The following is a 14659-nucleotide window of genomic DNA, read 5'->3' on the forward strand; positions in this document are numbered from 1 at the left end:
TTGAAAATGAAAAAATTCATATCTTAAATGCGAATAAAGCTCATTTTTATTCTCAAAAAGCATTATTTCTCCTTAAAGCTCACGTATAATTCAGCTACGTTTTGTTGACTGCTTGCGATTATGTTTAAAAAGATATTGTTTCAATTGCATTGGTTTATGGGAATCACTGCAGGTTTAGTGCTCTCCATTATGGGTGTGACGGGTGCCATCTACTCCTATGAGCCACAAATTCTCAAGTGGATCAATCAAGACAGCTATGTGGTGCAAGTGCCTGATCATGCAAAACTCACCCCTGCTGAGCTGTATTTGCATTTTGCCAAGCAAGACCCGAGTATGCAGATCAATAGCATCACCATCCAAAGCGATGCCAGTGCCTCATCTGTGGTCAACATCGCTAAAGAAGGTCATCGCCGTGGCTACAATATGCTGGTTAATCCTTATACCGCTGACGTGCTTCCTGAAATCAAAGGCGAAGGCTTTTTTGATTTTGTCGAAGATCTGCATCGCCGTTTAACTGCTGGTGAAATTGGTAAGCAGATCACGGGTGCTTGTGTATTAATGCTATTGTATTTTGTCTTCAGTGGGATTTATCTGCGTTGGCCGAAAAAGCATTCATTCCGTCAATGGCTTTTCGTGAAACCAAAGCTCAAAGGGCGTAACTTTATTTGGGATTTGCATGCCGTGGTCGGCACTTGGGTGGTGTTATTTTACCTTGTGTTTGCCGTGACGGGACTATATTGGTCATATGACTGGTGGCGCAGTGGCATGTTTAAAGTCATGGGGGTTGAGCGCCCGCAACAAGGCGGACATGGTGCACCGCAAGGTGGTCAAGGTCGTCCACCTCAAGCACAGCAAGCGACTCCGCAAGCAGGCACTCAAACTCGTGCTCAAAGTGGTGAACAAAATCGTCAGCGTGCAACACATGAAAATCGTGATGCAGAAACACCACAACGTTCACCTGAACAAATCAGCACCGCTTTAACAGCAACGTGGGCACAATTTCCACAACAGCTTAATCGTCCGTATTCAAGCATGACCTTGAATCTACCACAGTCTGCAGAATCCAAAGTCGACATCCTGTTCCTTGATGCCGAGCCACAGCATGAACGTGCCCGCAACAATGCCACATTCAACTATGCAAATGGCAAGATTGAAGAACTTGAGCTGTACGCAGATAAAAAGCTCAATGAAAAAATCATGAGCAGTATGTTGCCTGTGCATCGTGGCAACTTCATGGGTGGGGTTTATCAATTCTTTGCGATGCTGGCTTCGTTTGCTATGCCCTTATTTTTCATTACGGGCTGGATGCTGTATCTAAAACGTCGTAAGCAAAAACGTCTCACCCGTGAAGCAAGACAAGGTTCCAATGTCGTTCATCTTGATCCAAATGCACAACCTTGGACGATTCTGTACGCCAGTCAAACAGGTATGGCTGAGCAAATCGCCTATAACACCTCAACTGCTCTGCAACAAGCAGGCACGCCGACCTTTGTGAAAGCCTTAAAAGAGGTCAGCATTGATGAGATTCAACAGGCTGAACGTGTGCTCTTGATCGCCAGCACCTATGGCACGGGTGATGCGCCTGATCTGGCGAGTAATTTTGCCAAGAAACATCTCAAACAAAATTATGATTTCAGCAAAGTAAAATTTGCCGTGTTAGCACTGGGCTCTAAAGAATATCCTGAAAGTTATTGTACTTTCGGTCATGACTTGAATCGCTGGTTACACGCCAATCAAGCGCAATCCTTACTGGATGTGATCGAAGTCGATAATGGCAACCCTGCTGATCTTGAGCATTGGTATACAGGACTTGCAACGATTACAGGCAGTGAAGTACAGGCGGTGATTGTCGAAAAAACCTATGATCAATGGCAACTCATTTCCCGTGAGCTACTCAACCCGAATAGTTTGGGTGAGCCTGCGTATGACATTCAACTCAAAGCGCTACATGCGGAAACTTGGCATGCGGGTGACATTGCCGAAGTGCAATGTGGCAATGGTGTAGAACGTATTATGCAGTTTATTGAACAACACCAGTTAGACACCACAGAATCACTGGTCTATGCACTGCGCTACAAGGATTTAACTAGTAAGGATTTAATGCAAAGCACTCCAATTGACAGTAAGGATTTCGCTTGGCTTGAACAACTGCCAAACCTGCCGAGTCGTGAATACTCCATTGCCAGCATTCCAGAAGAGGGATATTTACAATTGGTAGTACGTCAGAAGCAAATCGGCGAAAATGAGCATGGTTTAGACACAGGCTTAGGTCTAGGTTCGGGCTGGCTCACTGCTTATGCACCAAATGATGATAATCTACTCTTAAGAATCCGTACCAATCCAAGTTTCCATCTCATCGATGATAATCGTCCTGCAATCTTTATCGGTAATGGCACAGGGATTGCGGGTCTGATGAGCTTACTCAAACAACGTGAGCAACTGGGCTATACACAAAACTGGCTGATCTTCGGTGAGCGTCAAATAGCTGTGGATTATTTCTACCAATCTCAGCTCGAAGCATGGCAACAGGCTGGACATTTACAGCATCTAGATGTGGTCTTTTCACGTGATACTGTACAAAATAGTCAACTACCAGATCAGCAACAACAGCCCCGCTATGTACAACACCTCATTACTGCGCAGTGTGATCGAATCACACAATGGGTCGCCGACGGTGCTGTGATTTATATTTGTGGCAGTATTGATGGTATGGCATCAGGTGTAGATCAAGCGCTTACCGAGATTCTTGGTGAAACCCAGATGGATCAACTCCGAGAAGAAATGCGTTATCGTCGTGATGTGTATTAACCACAGCAATATACTACGGATATAAAAAAATCCCTCGTATCATCCGAGGGATTTTGTTTTGCAGATGCCACACATGTTTTATTGAGACAATTCTTTTAATTGAGACGAATCTTGCGAGGCAATGGAATATCAGGGTTTTGCTGGAAATACTGCGGTGCTTGGCTATAGATTTCATAGAGAAAATTTTTTAAATCCAATAGCACTTTTTGTGGCTCAATAAACACGCTTTGTCCGTCTGGTGTCATCATGATTGACAGCTTGACCTCTTCTTTGTCTGCAAAAGGCAATAGCTCAAAAATAAAGTCCGCCAAACTCAATGACATCGCCTCATGCGTTGCCCAGCTTTGGTTTTGGCAAGACAGCGCATAATGTTTCGCTGCCCAGACAGGCAGGACATGCTGACCTTGCGAGGTCGCACCAATTGCCCAGCCATCTTTAAATAGCCCCCACACTTGTTTTTTCTCAATAATCTGGCGGATAAAATAACGATAACGATCCACAGGTTGCTCTAAATCTACGGCATTTTTCTGAGCACGGCGTGTGGTTTTGTATGGGTTACGCATAATTCCCTCGATGCGATTCTTCTTGATCAAGCAATTTTCATTGTTTTTCGATTAATCACATTGTTTTACGATTGATCACAGAGTTTTACTGCTGATGTATAGCATACAGCATCCTTGACGGGAAAACATCTGTCGAAAACGCAGTTATCCCATATCGGAAATTAAACGCTCAGGCGACACAAATACACACTCCCCTTTGGCGCTACGATTGATTGCCACTAAATAATTTTGCGCCGCCAAATAAGGTAAAATTTGGGTGCGTAACAGATCAGCCGAAATCGCTTTCGGTTCAGCGCCTTGGCGTGACAATAGACAATCTCGCTGTGCATCTGCTTGCATATTCCAGAGCAACATGGCTTGTTGCGCCTGATCATTTCGACACAATGTCCACGATTGTTGCTCAGCAATGCTCCACAGCATTTGATGCTGTTGTAATTGCTGTAAAAAATGTTGGTAATGCTGTTCAAGGTCAACCTGCGGTGTATTGTGATTGACATTGGCATCACCACGACGGAGATATGGATTACGCATAACTAAAATATTAAAATGAAAAAGTAAAACTTAACAATGAATGGGATAAATGCTCAATAGCAAAAAATATTAAAATCTGCACTAGAGAGAGCAAATCAATAATTCAGTATGCTAGAAGTATATTAGAGATATGGTGGGCGCTGACGGGATCGAACCGCCGACATTCTGCTTGTAAGGCAGACGCTCTACCAACTGAGCTAAGCGCCCTAAATCATTAAAAGTAACACTTTTAAGGATGCATAAGTTTTCAATTGTGTTTTCCTTTGGTAAGGAATAATTTTCAAACTCATGATTGAAGCAAGGGATACTTCAAAGAAATGGCGCAGCGGACGGGGCTCGAACCCGCGACCCCCGGCGTGACAGGCCGGTATTCTAACCAACTGAACTACCGCTGCGAGGTCATATTTTTTTGCATCATTGAAACATCAATATACAAAATAATATGGTGGGCGCTGACGGGATCGAACCGCCGACATTCTGCTTGTAAGGCAGACGCTCTACCAACTGAGCTAAGCGCCCTAAAGTTGCAAAAAATCTTGTTTGATTTCCAACACTTCAGGTTGATATTCAATGCGTTTTCTAAAATTTGTCACCATCTTAGGCATTCAATACAACAGTTTTTTATTTGCAATGGCGCAGCGGACGGGGCTCGAACCCGCGACCCCCGGCGTGACAGGCCGGTATTCTAACCAACTGAACTACCGCTGCATCGCAAAAGTCACCACTAGGCATAACCAACAAAACATAAATGGCGCAGCGGACGGGGCTCGAACCCGCGACCCCCGGCGTGACAGGCCGGTATTCTAACCAACTGAACTACCGCTGCACTTAGGTTTCGCATTAATAATGCCTAAATCAAAGCTATGGTGGGCGCTGACGGGATCGAACCGCCGACATTCTGCTTGTAAGGCAGACGCTCTACCAACTGAGCTAAGCGCCCATAGTGTTTGACTTAGTGAGGTGCATTATAGAGATTCTAATCGGGCTGTCAAACGCTTTTCTTGATTTTTTCGGAATTTGCGTTTGATTGTTTAAAAATAAAACTTTCCTCGTTTTTTTCCGCTTAAATATTGATTTTAAACCTGATCTTTGTGGTTTGATGACGATGGAGTAGACGCTTTTGGCTCTGGTCTGCACCACAGCCATATCGCAACGATGAACATGGTGAGGTTGGTAAAAATTTTTACTGCAAGCGGTGCATTGGTATAGAGCATCAATATCGCACTGATGCTCATCATGATGCTGGCAATCCATTTTGCTTTGCGTGGCACGGTGCCGTGGTCTCGCCAATCACGCAGCGTTGCACCGTATTTGGGATGATTGAGTAAACGATTGTACATACTCGGCCAGCCCTTAGAAGATGCCCAAAGTGCCAGAATCAAAAATACGGTGGTTGGCATACCCGGTAAAACCGCGCCAATCATGCCGAGTGCAATAAAAAGGATGACTAAGCTACGCCAAAAAACTGTTCGCATGCAGTCCTACACCACGTTCATCAAAAATTCGCAAACATTATAACGAGATCAGCGCATCCTGCATGTGCATTTATTCGGTAATTTTGCATGCATACATTGCGAGGCAATCACAGCATTTAATCAAAAACCGTTAGAGCATGCGTATCGTGGTCTGTGATTTACCTTGTGCTTTCGAGTGATACATCAAATCATCGGCTTGTCGTGTCGCATCATCGAGTTTTTCGGGTAAAGACGTGCCATCAAATACAGTAATTCCCATACTATAATCCACGCCAAATTGCGTATTGAGTTGACTATGGGCAAAGACATCTCGCAATCGTTGATCGTACTGCTTTACTCCACTCGCATCGGTATCCATCAATATAACTGCAAACTCGTCACCGCCCATGCGAGCCACAATATCATTCTGTCGTGTGGCATCGTTGAGCACTTGCGCAAATTGGATCAAAACCTCATCGCCTTTACTGTGTCCAAAACGATCATTAACCGCTTTGAATCCATCTAAATCTACAATCCCGACTGCACATTGGCTTTTTTTCTTGACTTGGATAGCACGAAGTAGCTGATATTTGAGGTCAAAAGCACGGGTATTATTCAATGAGGTCAAGGAGTCTTTCATCGCCATATCGGTCATCAGCGTCAGATGATGACGAAGTTTAAATATTAATATCGCCACAACAGCAAAAAAACCGATGCGTACAATGGCATTCCAGATCGGCACCAAAATACTGGAATAATGATGCCCCGCAATAAAATCTGCGGTAATCCACGTACATGCCGAAGCGATGATCATCAACACCGTAAAGCGCTGACTGGCATACCATGCGGCGAGCGAAACAGGCAGTAAATAGAACACCGAAAATGAGTATTCATAGCCCGTGCCATAATCAACCAGCCCTAACAGCAGTACCATTAAACACAAGACAATGCTTCGCACTATGTTATTGCTCATCAATATTCGCTCGAATCTTTGGATGGTTTGATTTCGCTTCATCACGCCTCACTTCTCACACAGAAACGCATCGTTATTATGACCTAAAACCTTGCATTGATGATGAAGAGCTGAGATGATTTTAAGAATTTTTTATGACCGCTCCCCTACTCTAACCCCTCTCTTTTTTCGCATTGTGGCTTTGGCATGGATTTTCAACGCACATCTGAATACAACTATTTTGAACCGTGGTATCAGTTTCATGATCCATTGGTACGTCAGTTGGCTTTTGCCATTGCCAGTTATAATGTACTCAGCGATTTTCCTGAAGGCATCACCGTACGCCACGATATTCAATTTCATCCTGATCAATTTTGGCAAGATGCATATCAACGCTATCAGCCTGAACTGTGTCAGCTTGATCAAAACCCACAGCCGCTTTATCAATTCTTACAGCAGGTTAAAAGTACCCGATTCAATTTGATCAAGCGCTTGGGCATCCCATTCAACAACGCTTTGCAGTGATGAAAGGACAACTTTTTTTACCAAATAACGTACTTCATCCATCCAGCGCACAACACCATACTCCAATTCACAATAGCTTGCCGAATTGGTTGAATACGACACGACGACTAGGTATGTGGCAAGCGAATGCACCACAAGATCAACACTGGCGTCGTCTCAAACGCTCCGAATGGCTCAGCCCAGAATATCTCTCCGAAGCACAAACTGATCGACAACAGCAAAAAAATGTGTTTTGGACAAACGGCTTATATTTTGATACAACACAGCAACAATATCTGATGATTCGACTCAACAGTTCGACTATGGTCTATACAAAACTGAGAAATAACGGTTAAAATTTACACTTAACTAACAATCATTTAACTTTTCTTTACGCAATTTTGCCGACTTTGATTTAAATTAATAAACAGTCAAATGACTAAATTCAAAAGATAAAAATTTTCTCGGAGAGGAACTATGAAAGTTAAAACTTTACTCACTACTTTAGCAATCGCTTCTGTTGTCGTATTTGCAGGGTGTAATACCATTAAAGGTGCAGGTCAAGACGTATCAAAAGCGGGTGATGCCGTTTCTGACGCAGCTCAAAATACTCAAAACCGTATGTAATTTATCATTCACTCGATAAGACTCGGTTAAAAGCGTCCACTTTTGTGGACGTTTTTTATGTTTAAAGGTTTATTCTCTATTCTATTGTAATGTGGTTGCTTTTTGGCAGGTAATTTTATCTGACAGATTGAAGAATCAGTAATAATCATAAAATAAGCAACTTTCATTTTTTCATGGTGTTGTAACGACTGACATCAACAGCGGTTTAATTTCTTGCTATACTTTGCGCCAATTTTGTATGTTCAATTGAGTCATTATGTCTTCTGCCACGCTGGATCTAAGTCTTGCCCTTTTAAAACAACCCTCTGTGACACCGCTCGATTACGATTGTCAGCAGATGATTGCGGCACGTTTAAGCAATGTCGGTTTTCAGATTGAACATATGCCATTCGATGATGTGAAAAATCTGTGGGCACGTAGAGGCACAACAGCGCCATTATTTTGTTTTGCAGGACATACCGACGTGGTGCCTACAGGCGATCAAAACGCATGGGATTCTGCGCCATTTGCACCAGAAATTCGTGATGGGAAACTTTATGGTCGTGGTAGTGCCGACATGAAAACAGCAATCGCCGCAATGGTGATTGCCACAGAGCGCTTTGTAGAGAAGCATCCTGATCACAAAGGGTCGATTGCTTATTTGATTACCTCTGATGAAGAAGGGCCATCCATTAACGGTACCGTCAAAGTCATCGAAACTCTAGAAGCCCGCAATGAAAAAATTGACTGGTGCCTCGTCGGTGAACCCTCAAGTACTGCAAAACTCGGTGATATTATTAAAAATGGACGCCGTGGTTCTCTAAATGGCGTGTTAAAGGTACAAGGCAAGCAAGGTCATGTCGCCTATCCACATCTTGCACAGAATCCGATTCACCTTGCAACACACGCCCTCGATCAATTGTGTAAAACCACTTGGGACAATGGTAATGACTACTTCCCTGCGACCAGCTTTCAAATCTCAAATATCCAAGCAGGTACAGGTGCAACCAATGTCATTCCTGATATTTTAACAGTTACTTTTAATTTCCGTTTTTCGACAGAAGTGACTGCCGATGAATTAAAACAACGTGTGCAAGCGATTTTAGACCATGAAAATCTGAACTACAGCATTGATTGGACGCTGTCGGGTTTACCATTTTTGACCCCAGTTGGCGACTTGGTTAATGCTGCAAAAAATAGCATTAAAAAAGTCACAGGTGATGACACCACCCTTTCCACCAGTGGTGGCACGTCTGATGGTCGTTTTATTGCGCCGACGGGTGCGCAGGTCATCGAGCTTGGTGTGCTCAATGCCACCATTCATCAAATCAATGAGCATGTGAATGTGGCTGATCTGGAGCCACTTGCTGAGATTTATGAGCAGATGCTGGTCGAATTACTGACCTGATTTTGGTATTAAAAATCGAATTACAGTCATAAAAAAAACGAGAATTTAGCATTCTCGTTTTTTTGATTCACTATTGTACTTTTTGAGACTGAGTTTTACGCTCTATGTCTCAGGTGGCGAATTGACTGCTTTTAGGCAAAGACTTGTTGCTCGATCGCCCGCAAGTTTGGCACTTGATAGTCTATACCATTCACCTGTACATAAAGATAAGTCTGTTCAGGCGTAGCCTTTTCCACATCGACCACTTCTGAGATACGCAGGCGCATGCTGTTTGGCATATTATCACACAGTACAGCAAAACGAGTCGACTCTTGCTCACCCTCGACCACCAAAGCAGTCACATCATCCAACTCGGGTTGATGCACGATGTAGGTCGGCAGATGTTTATCATGCCACTCTACTTGCGCTACATTACCTTTGACATTCATTGCCGACAAAATCATGTTTTGCGGGATCAAAATCGGCACATCACCATGCACAGGTATTTCATAGACATCTAAAAAACCTGTCGACGTGGTAATCAGACTTTGGATCTGCTCTTGCGTCAGGTCGACGGCTGGGATCGTTAATGTTTTATCATTTGCCATAACATACGTTCTCCACTCAACTTAAGAGCTGGTCGTGAGTTTTTCTGTCGCCAGAACTTGTTGAATATTTGCCATCAAATCTGCCTCTTGGAACGGTTTACCCATATAGGCATTGACCCCTAAGCTCAAGGCATGCTCACGATGTTTCTCACCTGTACGAGAGGTAATCATGATGATTGGCAAGGTCTTGAAGTTTGAGTCATGTCGCACATAAGTCGCCACCTCAAAGCCGTCCATACGTGGCATTTCAATATCGAGCAACATCAAGTCTGGTGTCACTTGTGCCAATTTCTCGATGGCATCGACACCATCATTGGCAGTAATTACATCAAAGCCTTGACGCTCCAGCAAGCGTGAAGTGACCTTACGCACAGTGACCGAGTCATCCACCACCATGACAGTTTTACGGGCGCTGCGTTGTGACGTTGCTGTGGTCACTGCCGATTGATCAACTTGATGCGCACGAGCTGTAGTCAAGACTCGCCGTGCAATGGTTTGACCATCTAAAATCAGACTGACTTTACCATTGGCAAGAATGGTTGCACCGCCCACGTAACCGACTGACGACAATTGTTGTCCAATTGGCTTGATCACGATTTGCGCCCGAGAACCAACCAATTGATCGACTTGCAACGCGACAGAACGACCCGCACTATTGAAGATAATCACAGGCACCGATGAACCCATATTGTTAAATATTGGTTTGACCTGCCCCGTGACAAACTCGCCGACATAACGAAGACGCAACTTCTGATGATCAAGCTCGAAGGTCTCTTGCTTACTGTCATAATACTCCGACAACGCAACAGGAGATACTCGAACAATACGTTCAATCTGTGCCAATGGTAACGCAAACTGCTGATCGCCAACACGCACCATCAAGGCATCACTCACGGATACTGTGGTCGGTACACGGATGGTAAATTCTGTGCCTTTGCCAAAAGTCGATTTGACGCTGACATGACCACCGAGCGACTTAATCTCATTTTGCACCACATCCAGACCCACACCACGCCCAGAAATCTGCGTGACTTTTTGCGCTGTACTGAGACCCGGATGGAAAATATATTGCATCACATCTTCATCACTGACTTGCATATCTGCGGTGATCAGACCATTTTTACTGGCCTTTTCTTTGACCGCAGTCACATCAATGCCTCGACCATCATCCGAGAAAATCACCAAAATATCATTACCGTCACGGGCAATATTCAGGTTAATTTTACCTGCGCTTTGCTTCTTCGCCTTGGCACGTCCTGCACGATCCTCAATACCGTGGTCGATCGCATTACGCAACATATGCTCAAGTGGCGACACCAAGCGTTCCAGAATATTACGATCCAGCTCGCCTTCGGTATTTTCGATATTAAATTCGACAGGTCGATTTAGCTGTGTCGAAGTTTGACGCACAAGACGTTGCAACCGCGGCACCAAGCGACTAAATGGCACCAAGCGTGTGCCCATCAGGCTCTGTTGTAATTCATTTTGCAAACGAGATTGTTGCAATAGCAAACTTTCCGTATCACGAATTTTATCTGCCAATGTGATCTTGAAATCGATCAAATCCGACGCAGACTCGGCAAGTGATTTTGACAATTGATTTAATGATGAATATTGATCCATCTCCAGCGGGTCAAAGTCGGCATAACGCTGTCCTTCAACCTCATGCTTAGCGAGAATCTGTGTCTCAAGCTCACCATCCATACGACGTAGCTGATCGGCAAGACGCTGAATTGCCAGCTCCATTTCTGACAGCGTATTGTTCATCTGTCCAAGATCAAGTTCGATACGTGAACGGTTAATCGCACTCTCGCCTGACAAATCAATCATTTTTTCCACTAGATCAGCCGAGACACGAATCTGCTCTTGCACACCTTGCTCTTGCTGAACCGTGTTTTGCGAATACATCTCAGGTGGCGTCGAACCATCGCCTTGCACCACTTGATATTCTTGATAATCTTTAAAATCAATAATATCGCTATCATGACGATCAAAACCGACCACCACACTATCGTCATAGACTACATTTTGTAGGCGGGCGTTTAGACTCTCAGCGCCCTCAAAACGGCTACGATACACCGCATTGTGCAACCAGACTTGTGTCTCAGCGATCAAATGATCGTAGCGATCAGAGGTAAATTGATGGAATGCAAATTGTTCAAACAGCACTTCTAGTCTGTACGCAATCTCACCAACAAGCTGTTGCTCTAGAATACGTGCATTGCCTTTTAAGGTATGGTACCCACGTTGTAAACTCAGCAAAATACTGCGATTACCACGATCTGCTTTCCAAAGGTCTAAATCATGACGAGCTTGTTCGAAGATTTCATCGGCTTCTTCAAGATAGGTTTCGATGATAATAATTTGTTGCTCATCACCACTCGCCTGTGCCTCAGCCAAGATCGTTGGGGTTTCAACAGATCCAGCGTCCATCAACGAGGATTCGGCTGTAACAGTCGCAGGTGTATCTTCAGCTTGATCGGCAAGCTGTGCATGAACACGATCGGTATCTTGTTCAACAGCAGTTGTAGATTGTGCCGTCGCTTGAACAGGTGTTTCTTTTACTGGCGCCGATTGTGCTGTGGCACGTTGCGTTGAAATTGCTTGTAAAGCAGCGATCAAACTTGGATTGTGTTCATCCACACCTTGATCACGCAGTTTTTGCAAACGCATGGCAATATCATCTTGCGCATAGCGAATCATTTGCATCGCTTGTGCATTTGGCTGATATTGTCCTTTGACGACTTTTTCATAGATGCTTTCAAGCTCATGCGCAATGTCACCAAGATGCGTTGCCTGCACCATATTTGCGCCGCCTTTGAGGGTATGCAAATAGCGGAACAGATTATTCAGCACCGTGGTATTCGATGGGGTTTTCTCCCAAACCGCAAAATCTTGATCCATCCCCGCAACGAGCTCGTCCGACTCTTCAAGGAAAATATCTAAAAGATCGGCATCAAAATCACGATTCTCAGCATCAAGTGCAAGTGACTGATCGACTTGGAAGGCAAATTCTGAAGAATCGTCGAAGGATTCAACTACTTCATCTGCATTTTCTTGTACTGAAGACTCTTGTGAAGAATCAGCTTGTGATGTTTCTGTTTGTATTGCTTCTGGCGCAGATACAGCGTGCAAATGATTGGCTAAAATATCTTGTAAATCGGCAATCAAACTTGGATCAGCACGATCAATAGCTTGTTCACGTAACAGTTGAATACGATTAGCAATTTCATCTTGCGCATAACGAATACGCTGCATCGCATGTGCATCAGGCGAGCCTTGTCCTGAAACAATACGTTGATAAATACTTTCCAGCTCATGCGCAACATCACCCATATGCGTGGCTTGGATCATATTCGCACCGCCTTTAAGCGTATGCAAATAGCGGAACAAATTATTTAACACTTGGGTATTTTCAGGCTGTTGTTCCCAAGTATTAAAGTCTTGATCCATACCTGCAATCAATTCATCAGATTCTTCGAGGAAAATCTCGAGCATCTCTGGATCAAATTGATGGTTCACCACCTCAGATTCCACATCCAATTCAGCAACATTTTCGGTGACTGCAACAGGTGCAAGATCAGCTTCAGCAATTGATTCGATGAAATCAGCTTGTTCAGATGTTTGCGCTGGCGTTGCTGTAGCAACCACTTGACTGACATCTTCAATCGCTTGCTCAAACTCTTCTTCGATCAAGCTAGTCAATGCCATATTTTGACCTGAAGCCATACCATCAAAGGCATCAATCAAATACTGATGTAAGCCTTGGATTTGCTCCATGAGGTTTTGATCTTGAGCAGCCACAGGATGTGCGACCAATGCTTGATAACAGCGCTTTAAATAGGCTGCAATACGGCACAATTCATCAGATTGTTTAACATTACAATGCGACACCAAAGTCGCAGCTTGCTCTGACAACAACTGAAAATACGATTCAGCGTTATCTGCACGAGCTTGCTCAGCAAAGGAAAACTCTGCATCGAGCATGTCATTAATATCCAGCTCAAGCAACTGTGCCACAATCCCTTGACTGCGAATGGCCCCCACTTCACGATCATTATTCAACTGATAATCTTGCCAAATTTGATCGAATTGCGCGGTAATTTCCGTTAAGAAATCTTGAGCTTTCTCTTTCTCTAATGCCGCCACATAAGCACGCACATATTCATAATAATCAGAAAGCAATTGCTCTTCGGCTGGATGCTCTGGATATTGCTCTGGATCGATGGTTTTAAAGACATTTTCCACATGGCTACTCGCCGTGAAAATCGCATCAAAACCGACCATACCAGAACTACCACGAATGGTATGTACCGCACGAATCAGTTGATTAAAGGCATCGACACTTGGTTCTTCTTCCAAATGCAAGAAACCAGAAATCGTTTCTAAATGCTCTGTACTCTCTTCAATGAAGATTTCTAAGGTTTGTTTTTCGATGGATTTGTCAATCGACGGATCAGATTCAGCAACCACGTCCACAGCTTGCCTGGGAAATGACCCATCAGGTTGTACCTCTTCAGTTGAGGCTGCTTTGGTTGAAGCTGGATTGCTTGTTTGTGAGTTGCTCGCCACTTCTGTTGCTGTGATAGACGCTTGTGCTGGAACAGACTCAGGTGCAACAACCGCTTCTTCTACTGAGGTATCCGCTGTCGCAATCGCATCTTGAGGAATCGTCTGATCACGATAATAATCAATGGTATAGCGTAACTCTGGTTCTACCGCTTGACTATCACGTAGACGTTGCGCAGTGACAATCCATGTGCGCAATTCCACCTGATGTGGCGTCAGCTGTTTAAAATCTTCAACCAAAATCGGATATAAACTCGATACCGAATACACCAGCTCTTGGATATCTCGATTTAAAGCTACCGCACCCGACATCACTCGATTGAGCATTTCTTCAATCGACCACGCCAACTCACCAGACTGTACCGCCCCAGCCATACGACCAGAACCTTTTAAGGTGTGGAATGAACGACGAATTTCTGTCAACACGTCTTTGTCAGCAGGGTTATCCAACCAGTGCGGAATCGCACGCTGTTGAAGCTCTAAAATCTCTTCCACTTCTTCGATGAAAATGTCACGAATTTCAGGATCTTGATCTTTAAGATGATCCTCTGGAAGCTCAATATGACTAATTAATTGTTTTAAAACTTCGTTCATAAGCTCTGCTTCTTACATATCCAGATGCCTTGACTGAACCAAACGGATGGGCTTCCACTTTGCCCATTTTTTCTATTTTGGTT

Annotated in this window: 11 protein-coding genes and 6 tRNA genes; 5 read left to right on the forward strand and 12 right to left on the reverse strand. The window is 44.1% G+C overall.

The annotated features are described in order from the left end of the window. The first annotated feature begins 120 nt into the window (after positions 1 to 120). Positions 121 to 2808: a PepSY domain-containing protein gene (locus tag BLQ60_RS10935; RefSeq protein WP_092620246.1), complete on the forward strand. Its 2688-nt coding sequence runs from the start codon at positions 121 to 123 to the stop codon at positions 2806 to 2808. A gap of 95 nt (positions 2809 to 2903) precedes the next feature. On the opposite strand, the gene BLQ60_RS10940 is transcribed toward BLQ60_RS10935, so the two are convergent. The 10 genes from BLQ60_RS10940 to BLQ60_RS10985 form a co-directional block, all read right to left on the reverse strand. Further along, the gene (locus BLQ60_RS10940; RefSeq protein ID WP_092620249.1) at positions 2904 to 3371 is read right to left on the reverse strand and encodes a DUF2750 domain-containing protein; all 468 of its coding nucleotides are present in this window, start codon (positions 3369 to 3371) and stop codon (positions 2904 to 2906) included. A gap of 144 nt (positions 3372 to 3515) precedes the next feature. After that, positions 3516 to 3902: a DUF2750 domain-containing protein gene (locus tag BLQ60_RS10945; RefSeq protein ID WP_092620252.1), complete on the reverse strand. Its 387-nt coding sequence runs from the start codon at positions 3900 to 3902 to the stop codon at positions 3516 to 3518. A gap of 131 nt (positions 3903 to 4033) precedes the next feature. After that, positions 4034 to 4109 (reverse strand) — tRNA-Val (locus BLQ60_RS10950). Between the two features lie 111 nt (positions 4110 to 4220). Beyond that, positions 4221 to 4297, reverse strand: a tRNA-Asp gene (locus BLQ60_RS10955). A gap of 48 nt (positions 4298 to 4345) precedes the next feature. Beyond that, positions 4346 to 4421: transfer RNA gene (locus tag BLQ60_RS10960), tRNA-Val, on the reverse strand. A gap of 112 nt (positions 4422 to 4533) precedes the next feature. After that, a tRNA-Asp gene (locus tag BLQ60_RS10965) sits at positions 4534 to 4610 on the reverse strand. 41 nt (positions 4611 to 4651) lie between these two features. Then, positions 4652 to 4728, reverse strand: a tRNA-Asp gene (locus tag BLQ60_RS10970). 38 nt (positions 4729 to 4766) lie between these two features. Continuing rightward, positions 4767 to 4842: transfer RNA gene (locus BLQ60_RS10975), tRNA-Val, on the reverse strand. 136 nt (positions 4843 to 4978) lie between these two features. Then, on the reverse strand, positions 4979 to 5377 hold the full coding sequence (locus tag BLQ60_RS10980; RefSeq protein ID WP_092620255.1) for a YbaN family protein: 399 nt from the start codon (positions 5375 to 5377) through the stop codon (positions 4979 to 4981). 130 nt (positions 5378 to 5507) lie between these two features. Then, complete coding sequence (locus tag BLQ60_RS10985) at positions 5508 to 6329, reverse strand: GGDEF domain-containing protein (RefSeq protein WP_244516030.1); 822 nt, start codon at positions 6327 to 6329, stop codon at positions 5508 to 5510. Positions 6330 to 6515: 186 nt separating this feature from the next. Between BLQ60_RS10985 and BLQ60_RS10990 the strand changes: the two genes are divergently transcribed. The 4 genes from BLQ60_RS10990 to dapE all read left to right on the forward strand — a co-directional run bounded on the left by BLQ60_RS10990 (position 6516) and on the right by dapE (position 8826). Further along, positions 6516 to 6833 carry a DUF1853 family protein gene (locus BLQ60_RS10990; RefSeq protein ID WP_092620262.1) on the forward strand — a complete coding sequence of 106 codons (318 nt, stop codon included), beginning with the start codon at positions 6516 to 6518 and terminating at the stop codon, positions 6831 to 6833. Beyond that, complete coding sequence (locus tag BLQ60_RS10995; RefSeq protein ID WP_092620265.1) at positions 6833 to 7168, forward strand: DUF1853 family protein; 336 nt, start codon at positions 6833 to 6835, stop codon at positions 7166 to 7168. The genes BLQ60_RS10990 and BLQ60_RS10995 overlap by 1 nt, the downstream gene beginning before the upstream one ends. A gap of 121 nt (positions 7169 to 7289) precedes the next feature. After that, positions 7290 to 7439 carry an entericidin A/B family lipoprotein gene (locus tag BLQ60_RS11000; protein WP_092620268.1) on the forward strand — a complete coding sequence of 50 codons (150 nt, stop codon included), beginning with the start codon at positions 7290 to 7292 and terminating at the stop codon, positions 7437 to 7439. A gap of 253 nt (positions 7440 to 7692) precedes the next feature. Further along, positions 7693 to 8826 (forward strand): succinyl-diaminopimelate desuccinylase, encoded by a 1134-nt coding sequence (dapE, locus tag BLQ60_RS11005; protein ID WP_092620271.1) that lies wholly within the window; start codon positions 7693 to 7695, stop codon positions 8824 to 8826. A 131-nt stretch (positions 8827 to 8957) separates the two neighbouring features. Here the strand turns inward: dapE and BLQ60_RS11010 are convergent, their stop codons facing one another. Both BLQ60_RS11010 and BLQ60_RS11015 read right to left on the reverse strand, forming a co-directional pair. Further along, complete coding sequence (locus BLQ60_RS11010) at positions 8958 to 9413, reverse strand: hypothetical protein (protein WP_092620274.1); 456 nt, start codon at positions 9411 to 9413, stop codon at positions 8958 to 8960. A gap of 21 nt (positions 9414 to 9434) precedes the next feature. Next, a complete protein-coding gene (locus BLQ60_RS11015) occupies positions 9435 to 14576 on the reverse strand; it encodes a hybrid sensor histidine kinase/response regulator (protein ID WP_092620277.1) in 5142 nt (1713 codons plus the stop codon). Positions 14577 to 14659 lie beyond the last annotated feature (83 nt).

The sequence above is a fragment of the Acinetobacter marinus genome, from assembly GCF_900096915.1.
GTDB lineage: Bacteria > Pseudomonadota > Gammaproteobacteria > Pseudomonadales > Moraxellaceae > Acinetobacter > Acinetobacter marinus.

Coding starts and splice junctions, on each gene's coding strand:
- BLQ60_RS10935 (WP_092620246.1), top strand. CDS start 121: ATGTTTAAAAAGATATTGTTTCAATTGCATTGGTTTATGGGAATCACT.
- BLQ60_RS10940 (WP_092620249.1), bottom strand. CDS start 3,371: ATGCGTAACCCATACAAAACCACACGCCGTGCTCAGAAAAATGCCGTA.
- BLQ60_RS10945 (WP_092620252.1), bottom strand. CDS start 3,902: ATGCGTAATCCATATCTCCGTCGTGGTGATGCCAATGTCAATCACAAT.
- BLQ60_RS10980 (WP_092620255.1), bottom strand. CDS start 5,377: ATGCGAACAGTTTTTTGGCGTAGCTTAGTCATCCTTTTTATTGCACTC.
- BLQ60_RS10985 (WP_244516030.1), bottom strand. CDS start 6,329: ATGAGCAATAACATAGTGCGAAGCATTGTCTTGTGTTTAATGGTACTG.
- BLQ60_RS10990 (WP_092620262.1), top strand. CDS start 6,516: ATGGATTTTCAACGCACATCTGAATACAACTATTTTGAACCGTGGTAT.
- BLQ60_RS10995 (WP_092620265.1), top strand. CDS start 6,833: ATGAAAGGACAACTTTTTTTACCAAATAACGTACTTCATCCATCCAGC.
- BLQ60_RS11000 (WP_092620268.1), top strand. CDS start 7,290: ATGAAAGTTAAAACTTTACTCACTACTTTAGCAATCGCTTCTGTTGTC.
- BLQ60_RS11010 (WP_092620274.1), bottom strand. CDS start 9,413: ATGGCAAATGATAAAACATTAACGATCCCAGCCGTCGACCTGACGCAA.
- BLQ60_RS11015 (WP_092620277.1), bottom strand. CDS start 14,576: ATGAACGAAGTTTTAAAACAATTAATTAGTCATATTGAGCTTCCAGAG.